The organism is Collimonas fungivorans Ter331, assembly GCF_000221045.1.
Taxonomy (GTDB): domain Bacteria; phylum Pseudomonadota; class Gammaproteobacteria; order Burkholderiales; family Burkholderiaceae_D; genus Collimonas; species Collimonas fungivorans_A.
The window spans coordinates 2,732,034-2,749,623 of sequence record NC_015856.1 but is presented as its reverse complement, the minus strand read 5'-3'; the positions used below and the strand labels follow the sequence as shown (position 1 = coordinate 2,749,623).

Sequence of the window (17,590 nt, the reverse complement as noted above, 5' to 3'; positions counted from 1 at the left end):
GGCGCGCCTGCGGCAAAGCCACGGGCGCGCTGTTCCTGCTAGAGGATTTTGCATGACTACACTTTCCATGCCGCAGCTCGCGCTTGACGACCTGCGGATCGAACCGGGGCTGCCTACCATTGTTGCGCCGAAAGCCGGTGTGGACATCTCGCTGGAAGAGGCGATGCCGCTGTTGCGCACGATCGCCGACGATACGCTGGAGCAGGCCGGAGGACTTTTGTTCACCGGCTTCCGGGTGCCGTCGATCGAGTTGTTCCAGGGTTTTGCCGGTTCCTTCGGACATCCGCTGATCGGCTACGAATTCGCCTCGACGCCGCGCAGCCAGGTCGAAGGCGCGGTGTACACCTCGACCGAATATCCGCCGCACCGGTCGATCCCGTTGCATAACGAGCAGTCGTACACGCGCGAATGGCCGTTGCGCATCTGGTTCCATTGCGTGCTTGCCGCTGCTTCCGGCGGCGCGACGCCGATTGCCGACAGCCGTGCCATCTATCGCGGGCTCGATCCGGCGCTGGTTGCCCGTTTCACCAAGCGCGAACTGCTTTACGTGCGCAATTTCGGCCAGGGGCTTGACCTGCCGTGGCAGCAGACCTTCGGCTCGGACGACCCGCGCGTGGTCGAGCGCATTTGCGCCGCGCGCGGCATCGACTGCGCCTGGCGCGACGGCGAGGACGGCGAACTGCTGCTGCGCACCCGCGAACGCTGCCAGGCGGTCGCCAGTCATCCGCGCACTGGCGACATGGTCTGGTTCAACCAGCTCAACCTGTTTCACCTGTCCGCGCTGGACGAGGAAATGCAAGAGGCGCTGGTCGATGCGGTCGGGCTGGAAAACGTGCCGCGCAATGTCTATTACGGCGACGGCGAAGAAATCGAAGCCGAAGCGCTGGCTGAAATCCGCGGCGTCCTGGATCAGCAGCGCATCGTCTTTCCGTGGCTGTCCGGCGATGTGCTAATGCTCGACAACATGCTGACCGCGCACGCGCGCGATCCGTTCCAGGGGCCGCGCAAGGTGGTGGTGGCGATGGCGCAAAGTTACAGCGAACCGAAGAGCGGCGAGCAGAAGACGGCGTCCTGATGAAAACGGTTGAAGCGGCGCTGATGGCGCGCGGGCTGACGGTCGGTTATCGCGAACAGGTAGTGCTCGACGGCCTCGACCTGACTATCAAGGCTGGGCGGGTGACCGCCTTGTGCGGGCCGAACGGCTGCGGCAAAAGCACGCTGCTGCGTACCCTGGCAGGGCTGCTGCCGATCCGGTCAGGGCAGGTGGAAGTGAATGGCGCGCCGCTGGCATCGTACAAGCGGCGCGAACTGGCGCGGGCGCTGACGATGCTGGCGCAATTCAACCAGATACCCGCTGGCCTGACGGTGCGCGAGCTGGTGGCTTATGGCCGCTATGCCTACGGCGGCTGGCTGCGCGGCCTGACGCGTGCCGATCATGCTGCTATCGACCAGGCGCTGGCTACCAGCGGACTTGCCGACTATGCCGAGCGCGACGTTGCCGCATTGTCGGGCGGCGAACGGCAGCGCGCCTGGATAGCCATGGCGCTGGCCCAGCAGGCGCCCATCGTCCTGCTCGACGAGCCTACTACCTATCTCGATATCCATCACCAGCTTGAAATCCTGCACGAACTGCGTCGCCTGAACCAGGAACAGGGGCTGACCATCGTCTGGGTGCTGCACGACTTGAACCAAGCTGCTGCGTTCAGCGATGAAATCGTCCTGATGCGCGCCGGCAAGATCATTGCGCATGGGTCGCCCGACGCCATGCTGGCTCCGCATCATCTGCACGAAACATTCGACGTAACCATGCTCAAGATCGCCCATCCGCTGACAGGCGCGCCGATGTGCGTGCCAGCCTACGGAGATACCTCTCCGCCGGCAGCGTTACGTGAAAACGGCGCCGATAAGGATCTCGCTGCATGACCGCGTTGGCAGGCCAATCTCCGCTCCGCCCAGGCACGGCGCTCGCAAGCCGGCATGCATCGATGAAAAGCAGGGCAGGCCTGATCGGAGCGGCGCTCTTGCTGCTGATCGTGGTCACGGCGGCCGTGCGCCTGGCGCCCGGCGTGCAGCAGTGGCTGGCGGCATCTGCGCAAGGCGGTGACGCCGCCACGCTTAGCCGCATCCTGCTGTTCGATTTGAGTGCGCCGCGCGTGCTGGCGGCGCTGGTCGCCGGCGGCTGCCTCGGCGTGGCTGGAGCGCTGTTCCAGGCGCTTACGCGCAATCCGCTCGCTTCCCCCGATTTGCTCGGCATTACCGGCGGCGCCCAATTGGGCTTGCTGGCCGCGATGGTGGTTCCTGCGCTTGCCGGCGCGGCATCGGTGCCGCTGCTGTTCGGCTGCGGCCTGGCCGCCGCCGTCTGCGTGGTGGCGGCAGCCGGCTGGCGCGCGACGCCGTTGCGGCTGGTGCTGGCGGGCAGCGTTTGCATGCTGCTGTTTTCGGCAGTGGCGACACTGGTGCTGGCATTTTTTGAGCAAAGCATCGCCGGCGCCGCGCTATGGGCCAGCGGCAGCCTGTATCAACCGGGCGCAGACGGCCTCAAGCTGGCCATGGCGTGGCTGGTGCTGCCGCTGATTGCCTTGCCGTTTGTGGTGCGACCGCTCAATCCCTTCGTGCTGGGCGACGAGGCGGCAGCCGCCGCCGGCGTGCGGATCGATGCGACACGGATCGCCGCCATGGTGGTGGCGGTGGGTTTTGCCAGCGTCGCGGTCAGCATCGCCGGGCCGCTGTCGTATGTCGGCCTGATCGCGCCTAACCTGCTGCGCCAGCTGCGCGGCGCAAAAGCATCGAAACTGGGCGCCCTGGTGCCCTTGTCGGCATTGGTGGGCGGCGCGCTGGTGCTGGTTACCGACAGCGCGGTGCTGGCGCTCGACCTCGACGCCACACTGTCGACCGGGGTAGCGATCGCACTGGTCGGCACGCCGCTGATGCTGGCCATGATCCGCAGCGGCATCGTATGGTCGGGCGCAATGGCGGCAGGGCAGGAACGGCCGATGTCCGACGCCGGAACGCGCGCCGTGCGCATGCTGACGGCGCTGCCATGGCCCTTGATCGCAGCGGGGCTGCTGCTGGCTGGCTGCGCGCTGCTGTTTGCCGGCGCCTCGCTGGGAGCGAAGCTGATCGGTCCGGCCGGCTGGATCGCCGCGCTGGAAGGGCGCGACGAAGTAACCCGGATGCTGCTCGACCTGCGCCTGCCGCGCCTTTTGTGCGCATTGCTGGCTGGAGCGTTGCTGGCGGCGAGCGGGGTGCTGATGCAGAGCATCGTGCGCAATCCGCTGGCCGGGCCTGAAGTGCTTGGCGTCACCCAGGGCGCCGGGCTGGCGACTTTCATTGCACTGATCCTGTGGCCGTTCGCGGCCCATTCGACCCTCGCCGTCGCCGCGCTGGCTGGCGGCGCCGCCACGCTGCTGCTGACATTGCTGCTCAACCGCCGCCATCGTTATGCACCGATGGCGGTAGCGCTCACCGGGCTGGTCCTCGGCACCCTCTGGACTACGCTGTCGCAGTGGCTGATCACGCAGCAGAGCGTGCAGCCGGCGCGTTTTGTGGTGTGGCTGGTCGGTGGCACCTATGGCCGCAGCTGGGGCGAAGTGGCCACGCTGCTGCCATGGTGCCTGCTGGCGCTGCCGGTGCTGGCATTGCTGGCCAGGCCGCTCGACCTGCTGTCGCTGGGCGACGACCAGGCGGCGGCGCTCGGCCTGCCGATTGCCGTATTGCGGCCGCTGGTACTGACGGTGGCGACACTGGCCGCCTGCGCGGCAGTCGCCGCTGTCGGTCCGGTCAGCTTCATCGGCCTGATGGCGCCGCACCTGGCGCTAATGCTGGGTGCACGCACGCACCGTAGCCGGCTCTGGCTGGCCGCCGCGTGCGGCGCACTGCTGCTGGTACTGGCCGACGTCGCCGCCCGCACGCTGCTTGCCCCGCGAGAGATTCCGGCCGGCGTGCTGACCGCCATGATAGGCGCGCCATACCTGCTCATCCTGTTGATTGCGCAGGCGCGGCGTGAGAAGCGGGGCGGCCGCTGATGGATATCTTGCAAAGGACCGCCCTGAGTCCAGGCTCCGGTGGGCAGGCGCATTGTTTCGCCGCGCTTGCGCCTGAATCGATGGCATCCTATCTCGAACATGTCTGGCTCGGCAAACCACACAACAGTCAGGCCGTTCCCGAGACGGAAAGCGATGCCGGCGATTCCGTTTGCATCCCGTTGACCCAGCTCGGCGCCTACCGTACCGAGCTGCTTGATGCGATGGTGTCGCACTACGGCGGCGACGGCGAGATCCACGCGCGAGCGCTGCTGTCGCAGTGGAGCAAATATTATTTCTGGCTCGCGGCGCCCGCCGGCATCGCCGCGCTGTTGTTGCGCCGTCCGCTGGACATGTCGCCCGCCCGCACCCAGCTTGTGCTGCGCGCAGGGATGCCGACTGCGCTGTATTTTGCCGCCGACGCGCTGCAGCCGCCCGAGAACGATTGCACGCGCTGTTATGCGCCGCTGGTGGAGCATCTGCAAGCGGTGATCGAGACGCTGGCAGACATGGCGCGTATTGCGCCGCGCGTGCTGTGGGGCAATGTCGGCAACCTGCTCGACTATCTGGCCGGGCAGTGCGCGGCCTTGCCGGGCGTGGCAAATGATATCGCCTGCCTGTTCAGGCCGGTCGCGGCGGATGGTTCGCCCAATCCCCTGCGCACGCCGGTACGCCAGGTAAAACCGGGCTCGGCGTTGCTGCCCGATCCGTTTCGCGCGCGCCGCGTGTGCTGCATGCGCAATCAAATTCCAGGAGAAACAAATCTGTGCGCCAGTTGCCCATTGCTGTTGACGATGCACGACGAAGCGCTTGCATTGCAGGATGCGATACGGTGAGCAGGCATGTGCAGCGGCTTTGTGCGATAGCAGCGGCATGTGCCGCGCTGTGCGGAACCCCGGCTCATGCTGCAGGTTCTGCCAGTCCGACTCCGGCTTGCGAGCCGCTTGTCGACAATCTCACCGTCTCGCAATTCCAGCCAGGTATACCCAAGCGGCCGCGGCGAATCGTGGTGCTCGAATACATGTTCGCCGAAGACCTGGCGGCGCTTGGCCTGATGCCGGTCGGTATGGCCGACGCCTCGAATTATCCGGGATGGTTTGACTATGACAAAGAGCGGCTGGCCACGGTGCCGGACGTCGGTACGCGCCAGGAGCCGAGCTTCGAAGCGATCGCGGCCTTGCAGCCGGACCTGATTCTTGGGGTAGGGCTGCGGCACGCATCGATTTTTGCGGCGCTCAATCGCATCGCTCCCACCGTATTGTTCCAATACAGCCCTAATCTTGAAAAAAACGGTACGTCGCTGACCCAGCTCGACTGGGCCCGCAAAATTTTCCGGACCATCGCTTGCCTTACCGGGCGCGAAGATGCAGCCAAAACTGTCGAAGCCAAGCTCGACGCCGGCCTGGCGCGTGATGCACAGCGCATTAAGCAGGCCGGCCGCAGCGGCGAGCAGGTCGCCTGGCTGCAGGAACTGGGCTTGCCTGACCGTTACTGGGCTTTCACCGGCAACAGCATGGCGGGCGGTGTGGCGCGCGCGCTTGGCGTTGAGCTGGGATATGCCGCGCCGACCCGTGAAGGCACGACTTACGTAACCTCTGAGGATTTGCTCAAGAAGCCGGAGCTGGCGGTATTGTTTGTCAGTTCGACAGGGCCTGAAGTGCCGCTCAAGCAGAAACTCGATTCGCCGATCTGGCCTTTTGTGCCGGCGCGGCGCGCAGGGCGGGTGGCGCTGGTAGAGCGCAACCTGTGGGTGTTTGGTGGGCCGATGTCGGCTCTGCGGCTGGCCGATACCATGACTGAGCAACTGCTGTCATTGCCGCCGCCGACGAAGCGTTGACGATGATATTCCTGTTTACCGCTTCATGATTGGCTGAATCCCGTCCTTGTGATTTACAAGGACGGGCATTGCTTAACCTTCGGTGCCGTTGGCCGCCGTCGCCAGCAATGCGGCCGGCGCTCCATAGGTTTCGCTGATGATGCTGCCATTGTCGAGTTTCAGCACGCGGTCGGCGAGCGGGAAATAACGGTCGTCGTGGGTGATCACCAGCACGGTCTTGCCGCGTGCGCACAGCTCCGGCAGCAATTGTTCATAGAACACCGCTTTGAACGCCGGATCCTGGTCTGCCGCCCATTCGTCGAACAGGTAGAACGGCCGGTCTTCCAGGTAGGCCACCACCAGCGCCAGGCGCTTGCGCTGCCCGGTGGACAACGCCCGGGTCGAGAAGGCGCCATCGACCACTTGCACCTTGTGATCCAGCGCCAGTTTTGCGACCAGTGCATTGGCTCGTGCATCTGCCTGCGCGCGCGACGAATCGTTCGGATCGATGATGCCGAGCAGGGCGTCGAACAGGTGGAAATCGTTGAACACGGCGGTGAAGCGCTCGCGGTAGGCGGCGCGTTCGGCTGAGCCGACCGGCTTGCCGTCCACCTCGATCACGCCGTCTTCAGGTTCGTACAGTCCGGTCAGCACTTTCGCCAGCGTGGTCTTGCCGCTGCCGTTGCCGCCGACCAGGAACACCAGTTCACCGGGCTTGAAAGTCAGGTTGATCGGGCCGACGCTGAACATCCGTTCGTCGCGCTCATGGAAATAGGAATGGGTGACATCGCGCAGCGTCAGGGTCTTGAACGGTTCATGCGATGCGCTTTCGCTGAGCGGCGGCACGGTGCGCAGGTTGCCGAACTCTTCCATTACTTTTTCGATCCGGTCCAGCGAAACACGGGCTGCGTTCAAGGTCGGCACATTGTTGAGCAAGCCGTCGAGCGGCAGCAGCATGAACAGGAAAACAACGATATAGCCGGAAGCAGCAGCTGCGTCGGCGCGTACGCCGAGGGTCGGCCAGAATGCCGCCGCGCCGAGGAATACATAGAACAGGAACACGATCCAGCCGACGCCGACAGCATACGAGCTGAACGCGCGCCGGCGGTGGTCGCGCACCTCGCCGATGGCCGCGCCGAGCTGGCCGTCGAGGAACTGGCGCGCGCGCGCCTGGTGCAGCTTCAATTCCTTCGCGCCGGTAAATAATGCGCCAAGATAACCGAACAGCTTGTCTTGCGAGCGGCCGGCCGCTTCCAGCGAAGCGATGGCGCGCTTGTCGCCGGTGTGGTAGCCGATCGAGCCGACCACGATCGCGGTCAGCGCCAGCAGGCACACCGGCCAGGACAGCCAAGCCAGGTAGCCGAGGCAGCCGAATACGATCGAACCATGCATCACGATGTTGGGCAGGGCGAAGAACAGCATCGAGACGTTGGTGGCGTCGTCGGTCAGCACCGATTGCACGGGAGCGGCGCCGATCCGTTCGACATCGCGCAGCTCGGCGGCGGCGACGCGTTTGGCGACATGCTCGCGCAGCTGCGCCATGGTGTCCTGCGACAGCCGCGCGAACAGGACCCCTGTAATTACCCGGGTGACCAGCGCTATGACGGCGCAAAGCCCGAAGCGCAGGGCGAGCGAACCGTCGGTTGCGCCGGAATCAGACAGTGCGCGATTCAGGGTCGCGACCAGCAGCACGCTGGCGATGCCGTTCAGCACGCAGGCGGTGAGCGCAATCGCAAGGGCGCCGCGCGAGCGTTTGAGCAGGGCAATGATAAGGCGCATGGCCGGTTTGGCCTGCGCGCTGGATTCGGTAGGGGGCGGGGAAGCGTAAGGCTGGGTAGCAGCGGTCATCGGCGGTCAATCGGTTGGTGGTTGTAAAAAATGAATGGAACAAGGCTCTTATCCCTGATGACGAACGATCGCGGCAAATATTTAGCCCCTCGATGCAGGTGGCGAAAAAACTTTTTTCTGGGCGAATTAAGTAAAAATTCCGGCGCGTGGTTCGTCAATCTAGCAAAGAGGCCGTACTTGCGGCCAACCTAGAGGATTTATGTCTATGACGAGCTTTCCGATTGCCTTGCACCACCAGATCCGTGCGCAAGCGCGCCTTGACCCCGATGCGCCCGCGCTGGCGTCGTTTACACCGCATACCGTGCGCTTGTCGCGCGGCGAGCTGGACGCCCGCGCGTCGCGTCTCGCCGCCCGGCTGCGCGCGGCAGGCGTCAGCACCGAGGTGCGGGTCGGCGTGTGTGTCGAGCGTTCCTGCGATCTGTTTGTTGCATTGCTGGCAGTATTGAAAGCGGGCGGCGTGTTCGTCGCCCTCGATCCGCGCCATCCGGCCGCGCGCCTTGACTGGGTCGTACAGGATGCGGGGCTGGCCCATGGCATCGTCGACGATTCGGCAGATGCCGCCATGCACGCACGGTTTACACAATGTTTCATTGTTGATAAGCCGGTGGCTGATGCCGAGCCTTTGCTTGCCGAGGACGAGACGCCGGTAAATCCCCGGGCAGCGGCTTACATGATCTACACCTCGGGCTCGACCGGCACGCCGAAGGCGGTGGTGGTCGAGCATGGTCCGCTTGCCGTCCACTGCGACGCCCTCAACACATCGTTGCCGATCGGGCCCACAGACCGCCTGCTGCATTTCGCTTCGGTGAATTTCGACGTATCGATCGAAGCCTGGCTGGCGCCGCTGTCAATCGGCGCCAGCGTCGTGATCAGCGATCCGCCGCCGTTTCCGCCGGAAACCGCGCGCGCCATGATGGAGCGCGAAGGAGTCACCAACACCACCTTGCCGCCTGCCTATCTGCGCGAATTCGCTGCTGCTTCCAAGCGCTTTGGGGTGCCGTCCGCGCTGCGTGTGCTGCTGTTCGGCGGCGAAGCGATGTCGCAGGATACCTTTGATGAAATCAGGCAGGCGTTTCCTGAAATCCGGCTGGTCAACGGCTACGGCCCGACCGAAGCGATCATTTCGCCGATGCTGTGGCCGGTCGATCCCGCCAGCGTACCGGCCCAGGAGCAGGGCAATGGCTTTGCATCGCTGCCGATAGGCTGGCCGATAGGGTCGGCGATTGCACGGACTGCGCGGATAGCCGAGCTGCCGCAAGGCCAGGCCGGCGAACTGCTGCTGGGCGGCGTATGCCTGGCGCGCGGCTACCATGGGCGCCCGGCGCTTACCGCCGAACGTTTCTTGCCGGATCCGGCCGGCGCGCCTGGCGGCCGCATCTACCGTAGCGGCGACCTGGCGCGCGAACGTACCGACGGCGCATTCGATTACCTGGGGCGCATCGACGACCAGGTGCAAATTCGCGGCGTGCGGGTCGAGCCTGGCGAAATTGCTGCCTGCCTGCTGGCCCATCCGGCTGTCGGCGACGCCGCCGTGCTTGCCGAAACGGCAAACGGTCGTACCCAGCTGATTGCCTGTGTGATGCTGAGCGAGGTGCTCGACGATGATGTATTGAAGGCGCACCTTGCGGCACAACTGCCGCCGGCATGGCAACCGCATCGTTTTGTGCGCCTTGAACGCCTGCCGTATACGCTCAACGGCAAGCTGGACCGGGCCTCGCTGCGTGAGAGTGTGGCCGCGCTTCCGCTGGCGCCAGGCGCTGATTACCTTGCTCCGGCAACGGCGCTCGAAAACATGCTCGCCGAACTATGGCAGCGGCTGCTGAACGATGCTGCACCCATTGGCCGCTCGGACCGTTTCTTTACGCGCGGCGGCGATTCGCTGGCCGCCATGCAGCTGCAGGTAGCAATCCGGAACGAGTGGCGGGTAAACCTGCGGCTTGACGCGCTGTTCGACAATCCGTCGCTTGAGGAGCTGGCGCTGCTGGTCGAACGCGGCGAAATTGAAACGCAAACACAGGCGCATGACATCCCGCGGGCGCGTGTGTCGCAAGACAGCAACGACGCGCCGTTTGTCGATCGTCCCGCATCGTTCGCCCAGCAGCGTTTCTGGGTGCTGGCGCAGACCCGCGACGCCGGCGCGGCTTATCACATCGCCGTGCAATGGGATGTGGCAGGCGCCCTGAAGATCGACCTGCTGCAGCGTGCGCTTGACCTGATCATGGAGCGGCATCAGGTCTGGCGCACGACGCTGGTCGAAAACGATGACGGCATCGTCATGCAGCGTATCCATGCAGTCTTGCCGGTGCAGATAGCGGAAATCGATTTGCGTCCATACGGCGCCGCAGAGCGTACGGCGAAGGCGGCCGAACTGGCGGAGCGCCATGTGGCCGAGGCATTCGACCTGTCGAATGGCCCGCTGGTGCGCGCCACATTGCTGACGCTGGCCGACGATTCGCAGCGCCTGCTGCTGACCAGCCATCACTCGGTCAGCGACGGCTGGAGCTCGCGTTGCGCATTCAGTGAATTGACGGCGGCCTATACAGCGTTTGCAGGCGGCCAGGCCGCCGAACTGCCGGCGTTGCCGATCCAGTATGCCGATTTTTCCCAATGGCAGCGCGACTTGCTGGCAGCTGGCGAGGGCGAGCGTCAGCTTGGTTATTGGCGCGACGCATTGCGTGACGCGCCCGGCCCGCTGGCGTTGCCGCTTGACCGTCCTCGGCGCGCTGAGCGAGACGGTTGTGACTATCGCGGCGGACGCGTGGTGTTGCGGCTCTCCGAAGAAACTTCAGGTGCGGTGCGCGAGCTCGCGTTGCGTACCCGGACATCGCCGTTTACGGTGCTGCTGGCAGCGTTCAATGCCTGGCTGTATCGCTTGACCGGCGCCACCGATATCGTTGTCGCGGTACCGATCGCGCATCGGCTGCATGCAGAAACCGCACCGCTGCTCGGCCTGTTCCTGAATACTTTGGCGCTGCGCGCGCGGGTAGCGCCGGTCCAGTCGTTTGCTGCATTGCTGGACGCGGTGCGCGTCACGGCCCTGGATGCGTTTTCCTATCAGGACCTGCCGTTCAACCAGGTGCTTGATGCCGTGAAACCGCCAGTGCGGCGTGGCGATGAATGGCTCAGGGTCAAGTTCGCCCAGCAGTTCGATCTCGAGCTGACGGCAGAGCTGCCTGGCGCCACCGCACGCATGTCGCCGGGGCCGGACCTGGCCGCACGTTTCGATTTTGCGCTGGATTTCACCGACGATCCCCGCGGCATCGAACTGGTTGCCGCCCATGCGCTGGACGGCATCGACACTGACACGGCGTCAGCCTGGCTCAACAGCTTTGCGGTGCTGGTCGCAGATGCGGTGAGCGATCCGAAGCGTGCGATCACTGAACTGGTTTGCACCGACAACGCCGATTATCACGTCGCACGGCGGGGGCGTTCTCTGACGCTGGCAAACGACGGTGTGCTAGCGCTGTTCGCGCGGCATGCCAGCGAAACCCCGCATCGGATTGCACTGGCCGACGCCGACACCCAACTCACGTTTGCCGAGCTGGACGATGCCTCGGACCGGATTGCGCTGGCGTTGCAACAGCAAGGAGCGGGCGCCGAGCTGCCGGTAGGAGTCTGCATCGAGCGTTCGGTGCACTTCGTGGTGGCGCTGGTGGCCGTGCTGAAATCGGGCGCATATGCCGTGCTGCTCGATCCGACGTCGCCCCAAGAGCGGCTGGCTGCTGCCGCTGACGCCTGCCAGGCGCGATGGATCCTGGTCGCTAGCCAGGCCAATCCGATGCAACAAATCGGCGCGGCGCAGGCACTTGGGCTGGATGCGCTTGCGCAGACGCCGTTGCTTGCAAATCGCGCAACGCGCCGACAGCCGCCAGCGCCAGAGCAGGCGGCTTACCTGATCTACACCTCCGGCTCGACTGGCACACCCAAGGGCGTCGTGGTTTCCCACGGTGCGCTGGCCGACTACGTGCAAGGCATGCTGGATGAACTCGCATTCAGCGACGATGCCTCGATGGCAATGGTGTCGACGGTGGCGGCGGATCTCGGCCATACAACGCTGTTCGGCGCCCTGTGTTCCGGCCGCACGCTGAATCTGCTGCCTATGGAATGCGCATTCGACCCCGACCGTTTTGCGCATGAGATGCGGACGCGCAAGGTCGGCGTGCTGAAAATCGTGCCAAGCCACCTGCACGCACTGCTTGACGCCCAACAGCCGGCGGATGTGCTGCCTGCCCACGCCATCGTGACGGGCGGCGAGGCCTTGCCATGGGCGCTGGTGGAGCGGATCGCAGTGCTCAAGCCTGGCTGCCGAGTGATCAATCATTACGGCCCCACAGAAGCTACAGTGGGCGCACTGACCTGCGATACCTCGGCGCCGGCACAAGCCGGATTGCGGGCGGCAGCGACAGCGGCGCAAAGCGTGCCGCTCGGCCGTCCTCTGCCGAACGCCTATGCCTGCGTGCTCGATGCAAGCGGCGCAAGCGTGCCGCCGGGTGCGATCGGCGAACTGTATCTCGGCGGCCCGGGCGTTGCCCGTGGCTACCTGGGCCGGGCCGCGGCGACCGCGGAACGTTTTGTGCCGCATCCGTTCGCTCCGGGCGAGCGTATCTACCGTACCGGCGACCGCGTGCGATTGCGTGCCGACCGGCGGTTGGATTTCCTGGGCCGTCTCGACGACCAGGTGAAGATCCGTGGCTACCGGGTCGAGCCGGGCGAAGTCAGCGCCGTGCTGCGTACCTTGGATGGCGTGGCGCAGGCGGAAACGCTGGCGATTGAGCACGAAGGACGCATGCGGCTAGCCTCGTTTGCCACGCCGCGCACCGGGGCAAAGCTGGACGAAGCGGCGTTGCGTGCAGCTTTGGCGCTGCGTTTGCCCGATTACATGGTGCCGGCCGTGCTGCTGGCGCTTGACGTGCTGCCGGTGACTGCCAACGGCAAAATTGACCGGTCCGCGCTGCGAGCGCTGGCGGTTGCGCCGGCGCCTGCTGCCGCGGCGAGCGATGCGCCGCGCGGCACGGTTGAGGAAACACTGGCGGCGGTCTGGAAAGAGGTGCTGAAAGCCGAGCGGGTCGGGCGCGAAGACAACTTCTTCGAACTGGGCGGCGATTCGATCCTGGTGCTGCAGGTGATCGCCAGGTCGCGCAAACGCGGCGTGCGTTTCACGCCGAAGCAGTTGTTCGACGGTCCAACGGTGGAGCGCCTGGGGCAGGTAGCGACAGCGATCGAGGCTGCAATCCAGGCTCCTCAACCCAAGCCTCATGAAACAAAACGCGAAGAAAACCTGGTGCTGACGCCTGCGCAGCTGCGGTTTTTCTCGCTTGAGATTCCGCAGCGCGGCCATTGGAACCAGTCAGTCAGGCTGGACGTGCAAGAGCCGTTTGATCTTGACGCATTCACACGCGCTTTCGATGTCTTGCTGAAACATCACGATATATTCAAGCAGCGTTTTACGAAAAATGGCGCACAAGATACGTGGCGTATCACACAGGCTCCGCAGGCTTTTGACGCCTTGCCGTTGGCAACCGTCGCTGCGCGCGACGAAACCGATGCGCTGGCGCAATTCGACGCCTTGCAATGCAGGCTGGACCTGGCGCACGGCCCGACTGCCTGCGCGCTGGCAGCGGCGCTGCCCGACGGCAGCACGCAACTCTATTTCGCAATCCATCACGCGATCGTAGACGGCGTTTCCTGGCGCGTATTGCTCGACGACCTGGATGCCGCCTACCGTGCAGCGCGCGAACGGCGCAGCGTGCGTCTTTCCGCCACGGGCGCCAGCGCCCAGGAGTGGGCGGCCCGGCTGGCGCTCGCCGCCAGCGGCGCGGATTCCCCATTCTTCAGCGAAGTGCCGTACTGGACCTCGCTTGCGGCGCCTCACCAGGACCTGGCGCTTGACCATCCGCAAACCGTTGCAGCCAACGCCAGCGCAGAGACCGTGGTGCAGGTCCTTGATGTCGAACTGACGCGCGCCGCCCTGACTGAGGCTAACGCCGCATATCGCACGCAAATGATCGAACTGCTGATCACAGCCTTGGCGCAGGCGCTGTGCGCCCACACCGGCCAGACCGCATGCCGGCTGGAACTGGAAGGGCATGGCCGCGAAGCGTTGTTCGACGAGGTCGATGTCAGCCGCACGATAGGCTGGCTGACCAGCCACTATCCGGTAGCGCTGGCAATCGCAGACACGCCTGCAGGAACGCTGGCCGCCGTCAAGGATACGCTGCGCGCAGTGCCGCATAAAGGACTGGGATTCGGCGTATTGCAACATTACGGCGACGCTGCGACGCGCACCGCGCTGGCGGCTGTACCGCGTCCGCGCGTGACCTTCAACTATCTCGGCCAGTTCGATGCGCCGCGCGATGCCGCGCTGGTGCCATGCTTCGGCGGCGCGGGCTGCGAGCGCGATCCTGCCGGCCCGCTCGGCAATGCGCTGGCGATCCACGCCTATATCGACGCCGACGGACCGCGCACCTTGAAAGTGCATTGGGTATTTGGCAACACGCAGTTCGAGCGCGCCACTATCGAAGCCCTGGCGTGCCGTTTCGAAGCGGCGCTTGCTGAATTGACGGCGGCCTGCGCCACGCGCCTGGCGCAACGCGGCGGCAGCGCCACGCCCGGCGATTATCCGCTGGCGCGTGCAGCGGGCCTGACGCAGGGCGCGCTGGAACGGCTGCCCTTCGATTTGCGCACAATCGAGGACATGTATCCCTTGTCGCCGATGCAGCAAGGCATCTTGTTCCATTCCCTGTTCGCACCTGAGCAGTCGACCTATGTGAACCAGCTGGTGGCCACGCTGGCGGCGCCGGACGCAGCGCGTTTGCGTACAGCCTTCGAGGCGGCGGTAGCGCGTCATGACATCCTGCGGACCGGCTTCATCTCCAACGAAGCGGTAGCGATGCAGATCGTGCATCGGCAGGCGCAGATGCCGGTTGAAATCCTGGACTGGCGTAGAAGGGACGAAAGGGGCGAGAGCGGAAAAACGGCATTCGAGGATTGGCTGGTCCAGGACCGCATGCGCAGTTTCGATCTGAGTGCGCCACCTCTGATGCGCGTTGCGCTGATCCGCTTGACGGACGACGAGTGGCGGCTGGTCTGGACCCGCCACCATCTGCTGCTGGATGGCTGGAGCACGGCGCGTTTCTTTGCCGACGTGCTGCGCGACTACATCGAGCCGCCGCGCCCGCAGCTGTTTGCCGCAGCTGCCAAAACCCGCTACCGCGATTTCATCGCCTGGCTTGCCGCACGCGATCTCGATGCGGAACGTCAATTCTGGCTGCAGTGCCTGGCCCGTCTTGATGAGCCAACACGCGTCACCGAACGTGAAGCCGAAGCCGGACGTCCGGCCCAGCATTGCACCTGGCGCGCGACATTCGCTGCCGATGTGACAGCGCGCATGGCCGAAACGGCTCGCGGCTTGAAAATAACGCTCAATACGCTGGTACAGGGCGCATGGGCGCTGGCGCTGCAACGCATGACCAACCAGCCGGCGGTAGCGTTCGGCGCAACTGTAGCCGGCCGTCCCGACGCATTGCCCGATGTTGAGACTGTGCTTGGTCTTTTCATCAATACCCTGCCTGTCATAACCGCGCCGCCGCCGCAACGCTCGGCAGCAGAATGGCTGCACGAGCTGCAGGGCGATAACGCCGCGGCAGCCGAGCATGCGCATACCCCGCTGTACGAAATCCAGCAATGGGCCGGACTAGGCGGAGCATTGTTCGATACGCTGGTCGTATTCGAAAACTATCCGGTCGACGAAGCGTGGCAGGGGCGCGACGAACGGGCGCTGAAGATGAGCGGCCTGCGCAACATCGAAGCGACCGACTTTGCATTGACGCTGGTGATTGAAGCCGGAACATTGCTGACCATCGATTACGGCTACGATGCGGCGCGCATCGGCGAGGCGCGCGTCGTCGCTTTGCATCGCGCATTCGTAGCTGCTGTCGATGCTTTTATCGCCGACCCGCAGGCGCCGCTCGGTTCGATCGCGGTTGCAGTTGATGACGACCTGAATGCGCTGGTGCGCCATAACGCTACGACGCAAGCCTGGCCCGCTGCGCAGCAAATGGCATTGCACCGGCAGTTTGAGCGCGCCGCCGCTGCAACGCCTGAAGCGGTTGCGCTTGAATTGCTCGATGCGCAAGGCCGCCCGCAGCAGATGCGCTATGGCGAACTTGACCAGTGCGCCATTCGCGTCGCCGCTGCGCTGCTCGATGCCGGCGTTAGGCCGGACACGGCGGTTGCCCTGTGCGTCGAGCGTTCTTTCGATATGGTGGTGGCGCTGCTTGGCGTATTGAAGGCTGGCGCCGCCTATCTGCCTATAGATCCGGATTATCCGCCTGAACGCATCGCTTATATGCTCAACGATGCGCTGCCGGCGGTAGTGATCACGCAAGCACATCTGCGTGAGCGCGTTGCAGCCGCTGCGTCGCATGGCGATGTGCGCATCTTTACTGCCACCGAGCTGATGCAAAGCTCTGCTGTTCTCCATCAGCCTGTAGATATTGCCGCCGACCAGCTGGCCTACCTGATCTACACCTCCGGCTCGACCGGCAAGCCGAAGGGCGCCGGCAATACCCATCGCGCCCTGGCGAACCGGATTGCGTGGATGCAGTCGGCGTACCAGCTGCGGCCCGACGACGTCGTATTGCACAAGACGCCGTTCGGCTTTGATGTGTCGGTCTGGGAATTCGTCTGGCCGTTGGCCGTCGGCGCCAAGCTGGCGATTGCCGCGCCAGGCGATCATCGCGATCCGGCACGGCTGGTGGTGGCGATCGAGACGCACCGGGTGACGACGCTGCATTTCGTACCGTCGATGCTGGCGGCATTCGTTGCCTATCTCGACGACTTCAAAGCCGCCGGGCGCTGCCTGAGCATCGAGCGGATAGTCGCCAGTGGCGAGGCGCTGGCGCCGGAACTGGTGGCGCGCGTGGCGCAGCTGCTGCCGCATGCCCGGCTCTACAACCTCTATGGCCCGACCGAGGCGGCCATCGATGTTTCACACTGGACCTGCGAGACGGACGACGGACGGGCGGCTTCAGTGCCGATCGGCCATCCTATCGCCAACCTTCAGCTGCATGTGCTGGATATCGGCTTGCACCCGGTGCCGCAAGGCGGCGTCGGCGAACTGTATCTGGGCGGGGTCGGCCTGGCGCGCGGTTATCTCGGCCGCTCCGGGCTGACAGCCGAGCGCTTCGTGCCGGATCCGTTCGTGCCGGGCGCGCGCCTGTACCGCACCGGCGACCTGGCGCGCCGCCGGGCCGATGGTGCCCTCGATTACCTGGGCCGTATCGATACCCAGGTCAAGCTGCGCGGCCAGCGGATCGAACTGGGCGAGATCGAGGCCTTGCTGCGCACGGTGGCGGGCGTGCACGACGCCGTGGTGATCGTGCGCGACGAGCAATTGATCGGCTACCTGGCACGCGGCGCGGACGGCGCACTCGACCAGGACATGCTGTTCAGCCTGTTGCAGGCGCAACTGCCGGCATACATGGTGCCGGCTCATTTGATCGAACTGGAAGCGTTGCCAGTGACGCCGAACGGGAAATGCGACCGTAATGCATTGCCTGCGCCAGTGCGGCAGGAAAAAACGGCAGCTGCCTTGCAGACCGATACCGAACTTCAACTCGCCGCCATCTGGCAGCGTGTGCTGCGCCTCGATGCGGCCGAAGCTATTGACCGCAACGATGATTTCTTCATGCTCGGCGGCCATTCGTTGCTGGCGACGCAGGCCAACGCCCAGGCCAACTTGCATTGGGCGCTGATGCTGCCGCTGCGCGCGTTGTTCGACGAACGCACGCTGGCGCGTTGCGCGGCCGCAATCGACCTGGCGCTGGCCGAACGCAGCGCCAAGCCAGGACCGGATGCGGCCAGCGCGATTGATGCGCTGCTGGGCGAACTGGAAATGGAATAA

7 protein-coding genes are annotated in these 17,590 nt (G+C 64.9%); 6 read left to right on the top strand and 1 reads right to left on the bottom strand.

The window, feature by feature from the left end; genetic code table 11:
- Positions 1–52 precede the first annotated feature (52 nt).
- The 5 genes from CFU_RS11870 to CFU_RS11850 are packed head-to-tail and all read left to right on the top strand — an operon-like array spanning position 53 to position 5,859.
- Positions 53–1,075 carry a TauD/TfdA family dioxygenase gene (locus CFU_RS11870; RefSeq protein WP_014006282.1) on the top strand — a complete coding sequence of 341 codons (1,023 nt, stop codon included), beginning with the start codon at positions 53–55 and terminating at the stop codon, positions 1,073–1,075.
- On the top strand, positions 1,075–1,923 hold the full coding sequence (locus tag CFU_RS11865) for an ABC transporter ATP-binding protein (protein ID WP_041741855.1): 849 nt from the start codon (positions 1,075–1,077) through the stop codon (positions 1,921–1,923). Before CFU_RS11870 ends, CFU_RS11865 begins: the two co-directional genes overlap by 1 nt.
- Positions 1,920–4,025, top strand: coding sequence for a Fe(3+)-hydroxamate ABC transporter permease FhuB (fhuB, locus tag CFU_RS11860; RefSeq protein WP_014006280.1), 2,106 nt, complete (start codon positions 1,920–1,922; stop codon positions 4,023–4,025). Before CFU_RS11865 ends, fhuB begins: the two co-directional genes overlap by 4 nt.
- Positions 4,025–4,858, top strand: a complete 834-nt coding sequence (gene fhuF, locus CFU_RS11855) for a siderophore-iron reductase FhuF (protein WP_014006279.1) — start codon at positions 4,025–4,027, stop codon at positions 4,856–4,858. The genes fhuB and fhuF overlap by 1 nt, the downstream gene beginning before the upstream one ends.
- Positions 4,798–5,859: an ABC transporter substrate-binding protein gene (locus tag CFU_RS11850; RefSeq protein WP_425304703.1), complete on the top strand. Its 1,062-nt coding sequence runs from the start codon at positions 4,798–4,800 to the stop codon at positions 5,857–5,859. Before fhuF ends, CFU_RS11850 begins: the two co-directional genes overlap by 61 nt.
- A 72-nt stretch (positions 5,860–5,931) precedes the next feature.
- Here CFU_RS11850 and CFU_RS11845 read toward each other — a convergent pair whose 3' ends face one another.
- On the bottom strand, positions 5,932–7,686 hold the full coding sequence (locus CFU_RS11845) for a cyclic peptide export ABC transporter (protein ID WP_014006277.1): 1,755 nt from the start codon (positions 7,684–7,686) through the stop codon (positions 5,932–5,934).
- A gap of 205 nt (positions 7,687–7,891) precedes the next feature.
- Between CFU_RS11845 and CFU_RS11840 the strand changes: the two genes are divergently transcribed.
- On the top strand, positions 7,892–17,590 hold the full coding sequence (locus CFU_RS11840) for a non-ribosomal peptide synthetase (protein WP_041741853.1): 9,699 nt from the start codon (positions 7,892–7,894) through the stop codon (positions 17,588–17,590).